The sequence below is a fragment of the Bradyrhizobium sp. BR 10289 genome (assembly GCF_019455385.1).
Lineage (GTDB): Bacteria > Pseudomonadota > Alphaproteobacteria > Rhizobiales > Xanthobacteraceae > Bradyrhizobium.
This window is the reverse complement of record NZ_JACOFR010000008.1, coordinates 1-15,222: the sequence shown is the minus strand read 5'-3', so window position 1 is coordinate 15,222 and position 15,222 is coordinate 1. Positions and strand designations below refer to the sequence as shown.

The window sequence follows — 15,222 nt, the reverse complement described above, 5'->3', positions numbered from 1 at the left end:
GGCGGAGCCAGCTTAACGTCCGGGCCGATCCACGTCTGGAATGAAATCGACCGCCTCAATCCGCGAAAGCTGAACGATAGGCGGCCGGTGTTGTGCCGTAAGCGCGCCGAAACAGGCGACCAAGGTGACTCTGATCGGAGAACGAGCCGGCATAAGCCACGTCGGCGACGGTGTCGCCGCGCTTCAACAGCGAACGTGCCGAGGCTAGTCGCAGCGCAAGACGATAGGCGGCAGGGGTCATTCCAACCTCCCGCTTGAACCGCCGTATGAAGCCGTCGGTCGATCGGCCTTGTCGTGCCGCTAACGCGCGGATGTCGAGGTCGTCGTACGAAACCAACTTCGTCAGCGCCGCACGCCGGGCTGGCAACACGGGATCTCTCGGCCATGAGGCGTGCGAGCCGATCGCATCGAGTATCTCGTCAGGCGAGGTGGCCAGCGAGTGGCGCATGCGGAGCGGCCTAGAGATCTCTCTCACCGCTGCATGACCGCTGGGCACGTACAGATGGGTGACGATCGAGCTGGGGCCACCATACGAGGCATGTGGTTCGCCCGCGGGGATGACGACGATATCGCCGAGGGTGGCGCATAACTCTCCGAATGTGGTCAAGTATATGCGCCACCCCTCGGTCACGGCGGCGACTTGAACATCCGGGGAGGGTGAACATGATACGCGAGCGCGGCAGCCTGCGTCGCCGCGAGGTGGCCCAGCTCAATCGCCGAGTCGCGTGCCCATGGGCGATATGTCCACGATCCAGGCATTCTCACTGCATATGAGCTATTGCTCGGGATGTCAGCAGAGCCGCGCGGCCTAATCTGCCTCTGCGAGCTTGTGCAGCGTCGCGCCGAAAATCAGGCTGGCCTTGCCGACGAGCGCAGTTCCCGTCATCTCCGCGCGGGTGTCCGTGTAGGTGCCGCTGACGCCGATGCCGACCGGGGCCGGACCGCCGAACAGTGGATTGTCATCGCCACGCGGCGTGGTGTGCCGTTGCACCAGTACCTCGCCCTTGAAGGTATGGTCGTCCTTCACGACGTAGCTGCCGGTGTAATAGAGGTAGGCATCGCCACCGAGGATCTTGCCGTCGCGGAAAAGAATCACGCCGCTGCCCTTGCCTGTTCGACCATCGAGCAGGTTGACGTGAATCGAGTAGAGGCCGTTCTTCATAACGTCCCGAGGCCGGCCGCCATCGCCCAATGGCGTAACCGGTCCTGCTTTTATGCCAAAGCGCATCCGCTGGCGCAACGTGGCAGTTTGCCGGTTGGCAACTCGTCAAACCGTAATTGTCCCGGCTTGTCTGTGACGCACTTATGACTGTCTCATCATGGGGCGAGGCCGACGGTTGCGAATCAGAGTTGGCCCGCAACATGCATAACCATAGTTGCACTAGCCGCGGGGTGCTGGAGCAAGACAAACGTGAGCAACTGGATCGATTCCGGCGGCGATGAGCCGCGTCTGTACAGTGTGCGTTCCACGAATTGCAAAAGCGAAAAATGGAGGACAGGCCACACGACACGCTGGCGAAGCGTGGCGAGGCTGGCTTGCGCCATTGCCCTGATTGCGCTCGCCGCCCCCTTCGGGCACGCGCGCGATCGCGGCCAGTTCGTCAACACCAATGCCGATTTGAAGGCCTGGTTCGATGGCCTGCGAAGCGGCAAGGGACCCTGCTGCTCCGACGCCGATGGCTCGGCGCTCTCGGACACCGATTGGGAGAGCAAGGACGGGCATTATCGTGTCCGCGTCCCGCGCTTGGGCTTTGTACTCGACGGCCAGCAGCAGGAGCTGGTCTGGGTCGACGTGCCCGAGGAGGCCGTGATCTCGGAGCCAAACCGGGTGGGACGCACCATGGTCTGGCCGATCTACGGCTACATGGGAGTCACCATCCGCTGCTTTATGCCCGGTAGCATGACTTAGCCGGGCGGCAACACGCACGGCGTCCCATCACCGCCCGATGCGGCTCGCGCCGCGTCAGGTGTATTTCTTGTCACGCTCGAGCAGCTCGATCGAGATGCCCTCGGGGCCGCGGATGAAGCAGATGCGAACGCCGGGGCGGATCGTCGTTGGCTCGCGCGTGAAGGTTACGCCCTTGGCCTTGATCTCGGCGGCGACAGCGTCGATGTCCTTTACGGTGAGACCGAAATGGTCGAGGCCCTGATGCGGATGCGGCGGCGGCGGGTTGACCGCGCTGTCGCCCTCGACTGGCGCGATGAAGATTTTAGCACCGCCGAGATTGACGTCGATCCGTCCCGGCGCGCGCACGACCTCGCCGCCGAGGATGTCCTGCAGCCAGATTGCCGTGGCCTCCGGATCGGGGCTGCGCAGATGGACGTGATCCCAAGTGACGGCGACTGGCATTTCTTGTTCTCCCAACGGGGCTTGATGTTGCGGCGCATGTTAGCGGCCTCAGGCAGCGATCGCCACTGCCCTTGCCGACTCGCATGAAGCGCGGGAACCTTAGTTCGTCTGCCGGATTAAAGTAAGCAGTGGCGTGGTCCACCATTGGTGATGCAGCCGTGAACGCCAAGCTTGACCTGACAGGGTTGGGACGCTTCGCAGGGATTGGCGAGCGCCTCGCGCGGGCTGTGACGATCGCAAGCGTCTCGTTTAGCCGCGGCCTGCTGTGGTTGCTGGCAGCGATCATCGTCGGGTGCGGCATCTCGATGCTGCTGCCCCTCTTCAAAGGCAACGGCGCTGAGCCGGTGAAGCCGGAGCTGGCAGCGGTCGAACCTGCTGCCCCCGGCGATGCGGGAGCCGCGTCTCCGCAGCTCACCCAAGCCCAGACGATGCTCGCCGAGCTCGATCGCCTCAGGATTTCGTCGCAGACCTGGCGCCGCGGCGGTCTCGGCTCGAAGGCGCTGGTGACGCTCACGCTGCGAAATGACAACGACTATGCCGTAAAGGATGTCGAGATCGTTTGCGCATTCGCACGACGCGATGGCAGTCATCTCACCGACCGCAGTCGGGTGTTGGCCGAGACGGTCACGATGAAGAGCCGCAAGACCTTCGCGCGCGTTCCTGTCGGCTTCATCAACGTCAATGCGGATCAGGCGAAATGTTCGCTGGTCGCGGCCCGGCGTGCGTAGACGGCGGCATGTCCGGGTAGCAGAAAAGTGACCGTGCCGGGGTCTTGGCCGAAAAACTTGACGTTGCCATTTGAACCAATGGCTGGGTGCAGGAACCAATCAGAGTATCGCCTGTTGAGGCGAAGAGCCCACGCGGGGATGCGGGGGGCGGAGCGCGGCCAATGCCTATCTTTCGGTATTTCGTCTTTGTCGGTGGAGCGCTGCTCACACTGCTGTTCGCGGTCAACTATGTCGTGCCGGCATCGCCCGTCGCGCCTTCGGCTGCGACCGCTAGTAACGATCAGCCGATCATCCGGATCCGGTCCGACCGGCATCTGCCTGAGCGGGTCGTGCTCGACACCAGCCAGCCAACGATCGCCGCGCCAGTGCTGAAGACCGCTTCTGCCGCAGCGCCGCAGCCTCCGGCGCATGACGCCGCGTCGCCGGCCCTTGCCGAGATGTCGGCCAAGGCGCGGGTGCGCGAGACGTTCGCCCAGTTTACGCCCAATTTGAAGGTCGACACTGCCTCAGCCAGGAAGGGCGAGGCGAAGCCCCAGGCTCAAGTCCAGCAGGCTCAGGCGCAGCTTCCGCAGGCCGCTCCGGTCCAGGCCCAGCCCAAGCGTAAGGTTGCGAGAGCGCATCCGGCGCCGCAGTACGGTCAGTACGGACCGCAGTACGGCGGCCCGCAATATGGCCGGCCGATGATGGTGGCCCAGCAACCGCATTTTGGCCTGTTCAACACGACCTGGTGACAGGATCTCTGCCCCGCCTAGATCGAGACGGGAAGGGCTTTTTATTGCCCAGCCTGTCTGCTAATTCGAACGCACCCGAACGTCGGCCGGTGATGGCACTCAAGCACCGTCAGGTGGCGTTCGGTGACAGCCCGTTCGCCGGGCCGGGGCGCTCGTAGCTCAGCTGGATAGAGCATCGGATTTCGATTCCGAGGGTCGGAGGTTCGAATCCTTCCGAGCGCGCCAGTCCCCGCCGGTGTTCCAGATATGTTCCATGAGGTGACGGCAGCCGCTGATGTGGCTTTGGGTCAGCCCGCCCGAGGACCGGTCTGCCGCGCCCGTGCCAGCGTGTCCGAGGGCGCCTCGTGGAAGGTCGCGCGGTAAGCCGCAGCGAACTCGCCGAGATGATGAAAACCCTGCGCGCGTGCGCAGGTCGCAACCGACGCGCCACCGCTTCTGAGGAGCTGCGTGCGCGTCGCCCACAGCCGTTTCAGGCGGATATATTGATGCAGGCTCATGCCGCGCACCTTGGCTACTGCGCCGCTGAGCGTCCTGACCGAGACGCCAAATTCATTGGCGAGCTCGGCGGTATAGATTGGTGAGGTCGGATAGGCTGCGACATAGTCGTCGATCTGCTGCACGAGCTTGGCGGATCGCGCGCTCGCATTCAGGGCGCTGCGCTCCGACATCGGGTCAATCTGAAACAGGTCGTCGAAGGCGAGCAGCAGGCCTTCCTGAAGGTGCGCGGCGACCTCTCGCGTTTCGAACATGTAGGGGTTGACGGACGCGGTCCGCAAGATATCGAGCACGAGCTGTCGGGCGTGAAGGTGCGCTGCCGGGTCTGCGATGCGAACCCACAATGCATCGGCGCGATCAAACCAGCCGCGATCCTTCAATGCGGGTGAGAACATGATCAGCGCATGGTAGTTGGTTTGGTGCTCGACGAAATGGCAGTGATGATTGCCGCGCAAGGCTATGAAGATGCGCGAGTCGAGATCGATCCCGCTCGAGGAGGCCCGCAGATCGTCCGTCATCGGCAGGATCACCATGCCGCCCGGTGCGCGATAGGCCGTATCGAGGATCCGTGCAAACGACCTCGCCACGATGATCCGGCATCCCGGCAGATTCACGACCGCGCGCGCGGCTGCGAAATTGGCGACGTCGAGTGGAATGCTTCGGGCATCCTCCAGCTGTTCGGCCGGTCGAAACGCGTCGACATCGGTGAATCGGACCAACTGGAGAGCAGAAGAGGGGGCGAGAGCGTCGAAGAACATGCGTCTGGCCGGATGCTGAAATGTGACAATGAAATGAACGTCGGTACATCGCCATCAATGGCGAAATAGGACGATTCAGTAAACTGGATTTCTGGCCGTAGTATTGCGGACATCATGCCACGCTGCGCAGCAGATCGATGTCACGTTCAACGGTCTCGGCTTATGGGCTGGCCGGAGGCGAGGTCGATGAAATGAACGTACGTGCAGGCGGGGCACTCGAAGGACTCGAACCTGCGCCCTTCCGCTCTCTGCTGCTTTTCCAGATGTGTCTGCACATTCATGCCCGTCCGGGGGCATCGGAAAACAATAAAATCCGCCATCAGGACTGCATTGACCGGATCGCGGTCGTCGTCCTTGATCTAGATCAGTTTTGGAGCCGGTCCAGATTGGAAGAACGCACCGCCGCCGGATCTCGCAAAAGGGAAGGGGCCCCGGAGGGCCCCTTCCGATATCACCAACGGCGATAGCCGTAATACCCATACGGGCGGCCGTAATAACGCGGCGGTCCATAATAGCGGGGGCCGTAATACGGCCGTGGCCCATAATATCCATAGTAGTTCGGGCGCCACCAGCACTGTCCCCAGGCGTTGCAGACCATGCGGACCTGCTCGACGTTGGAGAGCTCAGGGGCGACAGGTGCGGGCGCGATGGGCATGGCGGACGCCGCCGGCGATGCCATGATGGCACCGAACAGGGATGCGGCGACGAGGCCAATCTTAAGCTTCATGATGTCTTCCTCCGCTTACGCAATACAGGATATCGAAGTTGTTCTGATCAAATTGTGGCGGAACCGAAATGTAATGCTGATGAACAAGTCGTCAGCCAGCCTGCCGCCGCAGTCCTGATCCTTAACGCCGCCAGACTATCCCAGGTTCGCGCGCATGACCAATGCTGCGCTTGCGTTGCTGCTGCCCCACACGAGATCGCCACCATCCTTGATCCCGCGCAATTCGCCTGCGCCGCTTCGTCCCTAGTCTTGTCGCCGTGGCCCGCATTTCGAGCAATTCGAAGTTCAGGCCCACAAGATGCTTGGAGCTGTGCAATGGACAAGATGAGACTGGACAAGGGTGACTGGCTGGTGGTGTGCGACGGGCGCAAGGCGCTCATCCTGGAAAACCTCGGTGACGAGATGTTTCCGAACCTCCACACCCGGGAGGTGCACGAGCAACCCAATCCCGCAACCAGCGCACAAGGGACCGATGCGCCGGGCCGGCTGCACGCCGCCGCAGGCGGTGCGCGCAGTTCGGTCGAGCAGACCGATTGGCACGATGAGGCCGAACGAGCTTTCCTGCGGAGCCTCGCGGGCCGGCTTGATGCGGCCGTCAGCGCGGGCGAGACCTCGGCGCTGACCATGGTGGCCTCGCCGCGCGCGCTCGGCATGATCCGCGCCGATTATTCCGACGGCGTGCGCAAGGCACTCCAGAACGAGGTCGGCAAAGACCTCGTCAAGATGCCGGTCTACGAGATCGAGAAGCAATTGCTGCGGTCGGGCGCGGCGAGATAGCGACGAGCCGCAGCGGACGCGCCGGCGCCCTCAGTAGCAGGGATGCCGGCGGCGGTCCTGGCCGACATAGGCGGCGGCACTCTGGTAGCAATGGTTGGTCGACGGGCCGTCGTAGAACGCAAAGGTGCCGGGGGTGCTGCCCGGGCCGTAATTGTGGACGTAGCTGATCGGGTAGGGCAGCGGGTTCGCGTAGGAGCGGTGGTAACGGTGATGTCCCCGGGCCTCGGCAAGGCTGGGGGACAGGATTGCGGCCGACAGGGCAGCAACTGCGGCTACAAGCTTCAACTTGCTCATCTCGATTCTCCGGAACCCGCACGAATAGCTCCGCCTTTATAGCCGTTTCGGGCTGCCGGTACCCGTCCGGCGGCCCGAAAACCGGGCCAATCCCGTAGATTTCCAGGTGGGTGTGACAGAATTGCCGGTCGTCGCCGCCGGGCCTGCCCATTTTTGGCCTTTTCGGGATGCTTAACGAATTCCCCACACAAGTATGACCAAGAAGAATTCGCTTAAAGATTCCTGCCGGCCGCTTGGGGTGCTCTTCGAGGCCGGCCCATTCCTGCAAGGTTTCACCGTCGCCTCGCCATGCGCATCACGCTTCTGAGCCTGCTGTTGCTCTGCCTCGCCGCCACCACGTCGGCGCACGCCGATCTGCACATCACCCGCGACCATGGCGGCTATGTCGAGGAGTACAAGGCCAAGTACAAGCGCGTCCGCGAGAAGGGCGAGCGGGTCATCATCGACGGCATCTGCAACTCCGCCTGCACCCTCGTCCTCGGCATCGTGCCGATGAACAAGATCTGCGTGACGCCGAAGGCAAGCCTCGGCTTCCACCAGGCCTATTACGACAAGGCCTTTACATTCGGCATCAAGGTCACCAGCGCGGAGGGGACATCCGACCTGATGTCCTACTATCCCGATACGGTGAAGGACTGGATCCGCCGCAATGGCGGGCTCACCACCGACATGAAGAAGATCAGGAACGGCGTTGATCTCTGGAAGATCATCGATCCCTGTCCGGAAGAATGGTGAGCGCCTGAGCTGAGTTCGTCGCAGCGCAGCATCGCCAAGCCTGCCGAAATTCGCATTGCCGCACCGGTCGTCCTCGGGCAATGAGGGCGGCAATGAGCCATAATCAAGAAGCCCTGACCGCCCGCGCCGCGCCGATCCTGTTCGTGCTGCTGTGGAGCACCGGGTTCATCGGCACCAAATACATCATCCACAACGCCGATCCCTTGACCTATCTCGCCATCCGCATGGCGATCGTGGTCGGCCTGATGGCGATCATCGCTGCCATCGCGCGGCCGAAATGGCCTGACCGCATCGGCATCGTGCACAGCGCGGTCGCCGGCATCCTCGTCCACGGCTTCTATCTCGGCGGCACCGCGATCGCGATCGCGCATTCGATTCCCGCCGGGCTGTCCGCGCTGATTCCGGGCCTGCAGCCGATCCTGACCTCCACCATCGCCAACCGCTGGCTCGGCGAGAAGGTGACCCCGGTGCAATGGGCGGGCCTCGTGCTCGGCCTTGGCGGCGTGGTACTGATCCTGCACGGCCGCCCCATGACCGGCGAGGCCGGGCTGGGCTGGCTCGCCTCCGTGGTTTCGCTGGTCTCGATCACGCTCGGCACGCTCTACCAGCGCCGCTACTGCAGCCACATCGACTGGCGCGCCGGCAATTTCGTGCAATATGTGGCCGTCACTATCTTCTTCGCGATCGGCGCGTTCCTGTTCGAGGACCGCGTGGTGCACTGGACGCGGGAGTTCGTGCTCGCGCTCGCCTGGCTCGCGGTGGCGCTCTCGATCGGATCGATCGGGCTGCTCTACTGGCTGATCCGCCACGCCGCGGCGACCTCGGTGGCGAGCCTGTTCTACCTCGTGCCGGCCGTGACCGCTCTGATGGCCTATCTCCTGTTCGACGAAAGGCTCGATGCGCTGGCGATCGCCGGCATGGCGATGTGCGCGGCGGCGGTGTTCGTGGTCAACCGGCGCTTCTAGGAAGGCGTCCTGGTGCGTCGGAATACATCCCTGACGTGCGCGCGCGCTCGTGTTAGGCTGGCCGCATTTCAGCTTCCTTTTCGCAACGGTGATTTCCATGAAGAAAGCGAGACGTGCACTGCTCGGCAGGTCCCTGAAGCCGGTCCGGATTGCCTGCATCAACTACGCGCAGGAGACGATCAGCGGCCGCATGATGAGCAGGCTCACCGCGGCACTCCAGAAATGCTACGACCAGCATTTCATGCCGGTGTGGGGCTATCCGGTCGACCTCTATGTCACGAACAGGCCGAAGCGGACGGACTGGCAGCTGGTCTATTTCGACGACGCCCTGCACGAGAACATGCTCGGGCGACACGAGCTGACCCATCGGGGCCAGCCGATCTCGAAGATCTTCGTCAAGGCGCTCGGCGATGAGCCCATCAGCGTCGCGGCCTCGCACGAGCTGTTCGAGATGGTGCTCGATCCCATGGCCAACCTCTGGGCCGACAAGAACAGGAACACCCAATACGCCTACGAGGTCTGCGACGCCGTGGAGGAAGACTCCTTCCGCGTCGCCGGCTTCGAGATGTCGAACTTCGTCTATCCGTCCTGGTTCGAACCGTTCAAGCATCCCCGCGGCACCAAGTTCGACCATAAGGGAACGCTGACGGAGCCGTTCTCGATGACCGAGGGCGGTTACGTCATCAAGAAGGTCAACGGCAGGAAGGTGATCAGGGCGTTCGGCTCGCCGGCGAAGCGGCGGCGCTTCAACAAGGAGGACCGGCGCGGTCATCGCAGCGAATTTCGCGATCCGCACGGGGTGCATCACCCCGGCCGGCGTGCGGCCAAAAAGCAGGGGTAGGGCTTGCAGGAGCCGTCTCCGGGCGCGCCTGCACCCGGAGACCTGGCTCGCGCGCTGCGATCAGCGGTTCGACTTCTTGGCCTTCTTTTTTGTCTTGGCGGCCTTCTTCGCGGTTTTCTTCACGGCCTTCTTTGCGCTCTTCTTGACGCTCTTCTTGGCCGCTTTCTTCGACGACGTCTTGGCAGCCTTCTTGGAAGATTTCTTGGCCTTCTTCGGTGCGACTTTCTTCGCGACCTTCTTGGCGGCTTTCTTCACCGTCTTGACGGCGGCGACTGCGGCATCCTTGGTCGCTTCCACGGCGGTCGTCATCGTCTCCATCACCTGCTCGGTGACCGGCTTCTCGTCGTCCATATCGTCCCCCACGGTTTGTATGGAGTGATGACGATAGCGGGTTTCATAAATGTGTCAAAGCAGCGCTCAACCTTTTCGGATTTTTGCGTAAGCGGCGAGCGCGCGCTCGCGTCCCCTGGCATGATCGACGATCGGTTGCGGATAGGTCTTGCCGAGGGTGATGCCCGCACTCGCAAGCTCGACCGGCGTTGCCTGCCATGGCTGGTGGATCAGCTTGGCCGGCAGGTCTTTCAGCTCCGGCACCCAGCGCCGGACATAGGTTCCATCGGGATCGAACTTCTCGCCCTGGAGAATCGGATTGAACACGCGGAAGTAGGGCGCGGCATCGGCGCCGCAGCCGGCGACCCACTGCCAGTTGGCGGGATTGCTGCCGGCATCGGCGTCGACCAGCGTGTCCCAGAACCAGCTCTCGCCGCAGCGCCAGTCGATCAAGAGGTGCTTGACCAGGAAGGACGCCACCACCATCCGAACCCGGTTGTGCATCACGCCAGTGTGCCAGAGTTCGCGCAGGCCGGCATCGACGATGGGATAGCCGGTCGCCCCGCGCTGCCAGGCGGCGAGCGTCTTCTTGTCAGCCTTCCAGGGGAAGTCGTCGAAACTGGTTTGCAGGTTTTCGGTGGCGAGGCCGGGGTGGTCGTGGAGCAGATGGCGGCAGAACTCGCGCCAGCCGAGCTCGCTGAGGAACTTTTCGATACCGGGGCCGATGGCGGGGTTCTCCTCCGCGGCAAAGCGCGCGGCGTGCCAGACCTGGCGCGGGCTGAGCTCGCCGAACCGCAGATGCGGTGACAGGTATGATGTGCCTTCGCGGTCCGGACGGTCGCGATCGCCGACATAGCTGCGCACGGTGAGCCTGAGGAAGTCGCGCAGGCGCGTGCGGGCCGCGGCTTCGCCGGGTGTCCAGCGCTCGCGCAGGCCGCCGGCCCAATCAGGCTTGGTCGGCTCGAGCTTCCAGCTCTCCAGCCTGTCGCTCGTGAGCTTCGGGGCCGCGCGCAGCTCCTTCGGGGCGGGCAGGGGCTTTGGCGGATCGCCAAGCGACAGCACCCGCCGCCAGAACGGGGTGAACACGCGCAGGCCGCGGCCTTCCTTGTTGCGGATCGCGGAGGGCGGGACCAGCAGGTCGCCGGGGAAGCTTTGCGTGTCGACGCCGAGCTTTGCCAGCGCGGCCCCGAGCTGCCTCTCCACCGCCTGATGCGGCGCCTGATCGATCGTGTTCCAGTAGACGGCGGTGGCGCCGCTTTCGCGCGCGACATCAGCGATCACCCGGGCCGCCGGCCCCTTGCGCAGGATCAGCGACCCGCCACGCGCGGCGATCTCGGCCTCGTGCGCCCGCAGAGAGTGTGCCAACCACCAGCGCGCTGCGCCGCCCGGCGCACGCCCGGCCGCGTCATCAAGCACGTAAAGGCAGATCACCGGCGCGCCGGTCTTCGCGGCAGCATGAAGGGCGCGATGGTCGGACAGGCGGAGGTCATCGCGAAACCAGACGATGACGGGTGGCGCGCTTGGCATGCTCAGGAACGTGTCTCGTTGAGCGGATGCCCCATATACGTGACACGGGAGCAGAGTTTCATCTGCGGGTCAGTTTTCCCGGGGATTGGCTCCCCGGGATGGATGATTGGCCGGCGCTGATGGGAGCGCCGAAAGTCACTTCGGCTGTGGCACGATGCGGATGTAGGGCTTCGGTTCCTTCCAGCCCTGCGGATAGATCGTCTTGGCCTCGTCATTGGAGACCGAGCCCGCGATGATCACGTCCTCGCCCTGCGACCAGTCGGCCGGCGTCGCAACGCGATGCTTGGCGGTGAGCTGGAGCGAATCGATCACGCGCAGGATTTCCTGGAAGTTGCGGCCCGTGGTCATGGGATAGACCAGCACCAGCTTGATCTTCTTGTCCGGTCCGATGATGAAGACGTTGCGGACGGTCTGGTTGTCGGCGGCGGTGCGGACGAGGGGATCGCCCGAGGTCGAGGCCGGCAGCATCTCGTAAAGCTTGGAGACGTTGAAATCGGTGTCGCCGATCAACGGATAGTTCGGAGCCGCGCCTTGCGTTTCCTTGATGTCCTCGGCCCATTTGGCGTGGCGGTCGATCGGATCGACCGAGAGGCCGATCAGCTTGACGCCGCGCTTGTCGAATTCCGGCTTCAACCGGGCGAGCGCGCCAAGTTCGGTCGTACAAACCGGCGTGAAGTCCTTGGGGTGCGAAAATAACAGTGCCCAGCTGTTGCCGATCCAGTCGTGGAACTTGATCTTTCCTTCGGTGGTCTCGGCTTCGAAGTCGGGGGCTGTGGCGCCGATCGGAAGTGTCATGGTTTGACCTCATCTCATTGAATTTGCTTGAGAAATAGTGTCGAGCCGTCGGAACCATTATAAGGGCTTGCCGGCGTTAAGTGAACGCCGACTGAACCGCTTGAAGTAAAATGTGAATTCTTCCTCTGAAGGGCTGATTTAACAGCACGTTTTTGTTGCGCGGGCACCTGCGGCGAAACATCTCCACCGGGGCTTCACGGTCTCGATTGCCCCGATAAAGCCGTTTATGACCCGCATCACGCTCGCCCAACGTTCGATGGAACCGAAATGGTCCTGACAGCGACCAATTGGCAACCATTGAGAAAAGTCACGATCCCCGTATCGAATCGTTAACCACCCCTTTACGCCCGCATGGAAATGCTGGTCGATCAGAAGAAATCTGGAAGTGAACTATGTCCGCCGCTGCGCCTAAGTCTGTTGAGTCGCCGTCCCTCGAACCGTCCTGCCGCGATACCTCGGCCCATGCACTGACCATCGTGCGCGACGGCGTGATTACGGGCGAAGGCCCGACCACCAAGGGCCGCGTCCATTTTTCCCGCTCGCTCGATGCCGATGACACCGCCTGGTGCACCCGTATCCTCACGGCCACCGCCGTCAACGACCAGCCGGTCAGCCGCGCGGAGGCCGAAGTCCTGTTCGAGATCAACGAAGCCGCGACCGAGCGTACCGATGGCGGCCGGTTCGATGACCTCCTGGCCAAGGCCGTCGCGCACTACGCTGCGAGCGCCTCGGGCCTCAAGGTTCCGCCGCGCAGCGTTGCGCTCTCGGCCGACACCGACATCGAGAGCTGGGCGCCGTCCTATGCCTCCAAAGTCAACAGCGAGATGCTGGAATGGATTGCCGGCCAGATGCGCGGCAAGCGCCAGAACAACCGCCGCCTGATGGCGATGGTGGCGACCTTCCTCGGCGCCACCGCGCTGCCCCTGGCGGGCCAATTGCCGAACGTGTTCGACATCGGCATGTAATTGATCGAGATATTGTCGCGCCCTTGCGGGGCGCGAGCCGAAGCGGCGGGGTTACTTCCCCGCCGTTTTTTGTTTTTCGGTCTCGACTTCGAGGCCAAGCGTGCGGCCGGGGAAGCCGGCGGCATCGAAATAGCGCTGGCTGCCGACGCGCTGGACGTTGAGCACGGTCTCGAGGCCGTTCTCGGACTTCTTCTTCGAGCGCTCCACCATCTTGTACGCCTTCGGCACGATGCCGTTGGGCAGCGCCTCCGACATCACGCGGCCGACCAGGCCGCCGTTCTGCGAACCGCGCAGGCCGAGCAACTGGGCGGCCGTCATGCCGACATCGGCGTTGCTGACCGGGATCTCGCTGACATAGCCGGTTTTGAAGTCCGGACCGATCGCGGCCATGAAGTTCATGGTGTCGCCGCGGCTGAAGCTGCCATGCATGCCCTGGCCCTGGCGCAACACAGTGTCGGCCACCTGCACCGAGCAGTTGGTCGGCGCTTCGCCGCAATCGCTGGCATAGGAGCGGAAGTTGACCACGATCGCCGGCGTCGGCGTTGCCGACTTGCCGCGCAGATTGATGCTCGACAGGGGCAGGGTGCCGGGGAAGCGGCCGAGCTGGTCGTCGACGAACAGGCCGGAGACGTAGTCCTGGTCAAGCAGCGCCTTGACGGTCTTGGCGGCCAGCTTCTTGTCCTTGTTCGGCAAATAGATCAGGTCCGAGCCGCCATTGGTGGCAATGACGAGATCGGGCTTCTCCGGATTCGCGCCGAGCACACCGTTGCCGGCCTTGGGGTGCTTGTTGCCTTCGACCTTGGCGTTCTTGTCGTTGGGGTCGAACAGCGGCAGGTCGAGCGCCTTGGCGAGGTCGATCGCGAGGAAGCCCATGGGCAGGAAGTCCGCCGGCGTGTCGTCATAGCTGAGCTTCGCCGAGGGGCTGGTCTTGCTCTCCTTGGAGATGGTCGAGAAGCCGTGGTCGGCCTGGATCATGATGTTGGTGTTGGCGGCAAGGCCGAGCTCGTCCAGCGCCTTGCGGATCTGGGCGAGGTTGTTGTCGGCGTTCTTGATGCTCGCCATCGTGCTCGGGCCGTTGATGCCCGGCTTGATCTGGTTGAGGCTGTCGCCCTGGTTGTGCTGGGTGCCGTCAGGGTCGCGCGACCAGAACACCAGCACGAACGGCTTGTTGCGCGCCTTGAACATCGGCAGCACCACCTTGGTGGCGACGTCGGCGAAATAGGCCTGCTGCGCGACGTTCGCGACAATGGTGCCCGGCGTCTTGGCGTCGCCCGCCTTGGAATTGTCGCCGCGCGGTGGCGTGGCGAGGGGCAGGCCGGCCTTGGTCAGCGCCGCCTTCACCTCCTCGGACAACGCCACGCCGTTCTTGGTGCCGGTGGCGTCGTCGAACACGACCGAATGCAGGCCGGGCTTTTCGGGCTTGTCGGTGTGGTCGAACTGATAGGTCGGACCATGCTTGCCCAGCGCAGCGGTACTGTAGCCCTTGTCGCGGGCCATCTTGAGAATGGTCTCCTCGTTGAGATAGTCGCCCTTAAAATGCTCGTCGATGTCGCCGAGCACGGCGTCGTTCTCGATGAAGGGGACCACGGTGTCGCCGGCGGGGACCGAGGTGTAGTTGGTCCAGATCGTGTTGGAGAACACGCCGGTGTCGCCGAGATAATGGCCGGTCGACATCGCCGAGCCGTTGGCCATGGTGAAGGTCGGGAACAGCGAATGCGGGTTCTTGAAGTTGACGCCCTTGTCGCGGACCTCGGCCATCGCGGGGGCCGTCTCCGGCGTCACCTTCAGCGCGCGCAGGCCGTCCGGAATGAACAGGATCAGGTTGCGGGGCGTGTTGTTCTCGGCGGACGCAAGTCCGGTGGACAACACAGTCAGCCCGGCTGACAGCAACACCAGTGAACGGCGCATCAAGATCTCCTAGCGGTGAGCCGGCTTTGGCGTGAACGGCTTGGCCGCCGACCGCGGCCCCCGGCAATCGTTTAGTTTTGCTATGTGACAGTTTTGTTACGGGAGCGGAAGGGCATGCAAGAGGGTTGGGGAGGGGGATCGCTCTCACGGACAAGTCATTGCGAGCGCCACCTTGGCAAGGATGGCGTGCCGAGGAGCGGCACGCGTTTTCTCTCGTGTCCCGGACGCGACGCAGCGCGCAGCGTTGCTGCGCAGAGCCGGGACCCATATGTGGACGGCCCCCGTGGCACAAGAGC

Annotated in this window: 18 protein-coding genes and 1 tRNA gene; 9 read left to right on the top strand and 10 right to left on the bottom strand. The window is 63.4% G+C overall.

The window, feature by feature from the left end:
- Positions 1–55: 55 nt before the first annotated feature.
- Both HYH08_RS15460 and HYH08_RS15455 read right to left on the bottom strand, forming a co-directional pair.
- Positions 56–607: a helix-turn-helix domain-containing protein gene (locus HYH08_RS15460; protein ID WP_220010679.1), complete on the bottom strand. Its 552-nt coding sequence runs from the start codon at positions 605–607 to the stop codon at positions 56–58.
- A gap of 201 nt (positions 608–808) precedes the next feature.
- Positions 809–1,162, bottom strand: a complete 354-nt coding sequence (locus tag HYH08_RS15455; protein WP_220010678.1) for a GrlR family regulatory protein — start codon at positions 1,160–1,162, stop codon at positions 809–811.
- A 249-nt stretch (positions 1,163–1,411) separates the two neighbouring features.
- Here HYH08_RS15455 and HYH08_RS15450 point away from each other — a divergent pair, with 249 nt between their 5' ends.
- The gene (locus HYH08_RS15450) at positions 1,412–1,909 is read left to right on the top strand and encodes a hypothetical protein (protein ID WP_220010677.1); all 498 of its coding nucleotides are present in this window, start codon (positions 1,412–1,414) and stop codon (positions 1,907–1,909) included.
- A gap of 54 nt (positions 1,910–1,963) precedes the next feature.
- Here HYH08_RS15450 and HYH08_RS15445 read toward each other — a convergent pair whose 3' ends face one another.
- The gene (locus HYH08_RS15445; protein ID WP_220010676.1) at positions 1,964–2,350 is read right to left on the bottom strand and encodes a VOC family protein; all 387 of its coding nucleotides are present in this window, start codon (positions 2,348–2,350) and stop codon (positions 1,964–1,966) included.
- Between the two features lie 158 nt (positions 2,351–2,508).
- Here HYH08_RS15445 and HYH08_RS15440 point away from each other — a divergent pair, with 158 nt between their 5' ends.
- From HYH08_RS15440 to HYH08_RS15430, 3 genes are all read left to right on the top strand, one after another.
- Positions 2,509–3,078: a hypothetical protein gene (locus HYH08_RS15440; protein WP_220010675.1), complete on the top strand. Its 570-nt coding sequence runs from the start codon at positions 2,509–2,511 to the stop codon at positions 3,076–3,078.
- 161 nt (positions 3,079–3,239) lie between these two features.
- Complete coding sequence (locus HYH08_RS15435) at positions 3,240–3,809, top strand: hypothetical protein (protein ID WP_220010674.1); 570 nt, start codon at positions 3,240–3,242, stop codon at positions 3,807–3,809.
- 148 nt (positions 3,810–3,957) lie between these two features.
- Positions 3,958–4,034, top strand: a tRNA-Arg gene (locus tag HYH08_RS15430).
- 62 nt (positions 4,035–4,096) lie between these two features.
- Here the strand turns inward: HYH08_RS15430 and HYH08_RS15425 are convergent.
- The gene (locus HYH08_RS15425; protein WP_220010673.1) at positions 4,097–5,062 is read right to left on the bottom strand and encodes an AraC family transcriptional regulator; all 966 of its coding nucleotides are present in this window, start codon (positions 5,060–5,062) and stop codon (positions 4,097–4,099) included.
- 451 nt (positions 5,063–5,513) lie between these two features.
- The gene (locus HYH08_RS15420) at positions 5,514–5,789 is read right to left on the bottom strand and encodes a hypothetical protein (protein ID WP_220010672.1); all 276 of its coding nucleotides are present in this window, start codon (positions 5,787–5,789) and stop codon (positions 5,514–5,516) included.
- A 315-nt stretch (positions 5,790–6,104) separates the two neighbouring features.
- On the opposite strand from HYH08_RS15420, the gene HYH08_RS15415 reads away from it, so the two are divergent.
- Positions 6,105–6,566, top strand: a complete 462-nt coding sequence (locus HYH08_RS15415; protein ID WP_220010671.1) for a host attachment protein — start codon at positions 6,105–6,107, stop codon at positions 6,564–6,566.
- Positions 6,567–6,596: 30 nt separating this feature from the next.
- Here the strand turns inward: HYH08_RS15415 and HYH08_RS15410 are convergent, their stop codons facing one another.
- Entirely contained in the window at positions 6,597–6,860 is a 264-nt protein-coding gene (locus HYH08_RS15410) for a hypothetical protein (protein WP_220010670.1), read from the bottom strand.
- Positions 6,861–7,148: 288 nt separating this feature from the next.
- Between HYH08_RS15410 and HYH08_RS15405 the strand changes: the two genes are divergently transcribed.
- The 3 genes from HYH08_RS15405 to HYH08_RS15395 all read left to right on the top strand — a co-directional run bounded on the left by HYH08_RS15405 (position 7,149) and on the right by HYH08_RS15395 (position 9,401).
- Positions 7,149–7,595: a hypothetical protein gene (locus HYH08_RS15405; RefSeq protein WP_220010669.1), complete on the top strand. Its 447-nt coding sequence runs from the start codon at positions 7,149–7,151 to the stop codon at positions 7,593–7,595.
- A gap of 92 nt (positions 7,596–7,687) precedes the next feature.
- The gene (locus HYH08_RS15400; protein WP_220010668.1) at positions 7,688–8,560 is read left to right on the top strand and encodes a DMT family transporter; all 873 of its coding nucleotides are present in this window, start codon (positions 7,688–7,690) and stop codon (positions 8,558–8,560) included.
- A 97-nt stretch (positions 8,561–8,657) separates the two neighbouring features.
- Positions 8,658–9,401 (top strand): hypothetical protein, encoded by a 744-nt coding sequence (locus HYH08_RS15395; RefSeq protein WP_220010667.1) that lies wholly within the window; start codon positions 8,658–8,660, stop codon positions 9,399–9,401.
- Between the two features lie 60 nt (positions 9,402–9,461).
- Here the strand turns inward: HYH08_RS15395 and HYH08_RS15390 are convergent, their stop codons facing one another.
- The 3 genes from HYH08_RS15390 to HYH08_RS15380 all read right to left on the bottom strand — a co-directional run bounded on the left by HYH08_RS15390 (position 9,462) and on the right by HYH08_RS15380 (position 12,053).
- Positions 9,462–9,752, bottom strand: coding sequence for a hypothetical protein (locus HYH08_RS15390; RefSeq protein WP_228747858.1), 291 nt, complete (start codon positions 9,750–9,752; stop codon positions 9,462–9,464).
- A 66-nt stretch (positions 9,753–9,818) separates the two neighbouring features.
- A complete protein-coding gene (locus HYH08_RS15385) occupies positions 9,819–11,258 on the bottom strand; it encodes a cryptochrome/photolyase family protein (protein WP_220010665.1) in 1,440 nt (479 codons plus the stop codon).
- Between the two features lie 135 nt (positions 11,259–11,393).
- The gene (locus HYH08_RS15380; RefSeq protein ID WP_220010664.1) at positions 11,394–12,053 is read right to left on the bottom strand and encodes a peroxiredoxin; all 660 of its coding nucleotides are present in this window, start codon (positions 12,051–12,053) and stop codon (positions 11,394–11,396) included.
- A 392-nt stretch (positions 12,054–12,445) separates the two neighbouring features.
- On the opposite strand from HYH08_RS15380, the gene HYH08_RS15375 reads away from it, so the two are divergent.
- On the top strand, positions 12,446–13,018 hold the full coding sequence (locus HYH08_RS15375) for a hypothetical protein (protein ID WP_220010663.1): 573 nt from the start codon (positions 12,446–12,448) through the stop codon (positions 13,016–13,018).
- Positions 13,019–13,069: 51 nt separating this feature from the next.
- Here the strand turns inward: HYH08_RS15375 and HYH08_RS15370 are convergent, their stop codons facing one another.
- On the bottom strand, positions 13,070–14,926 hold the full coding sequence (locus HYH08_RS15370) for an alkaline phosphatase family protein (protein ID WP_220010662.1): 1,857 nt from the start codon (positions 14,924–14,926) through the stop codon (positions 13,070–13,072).
- Positions 14,927–15,222 lie beyond the last annotated feature (296 nt).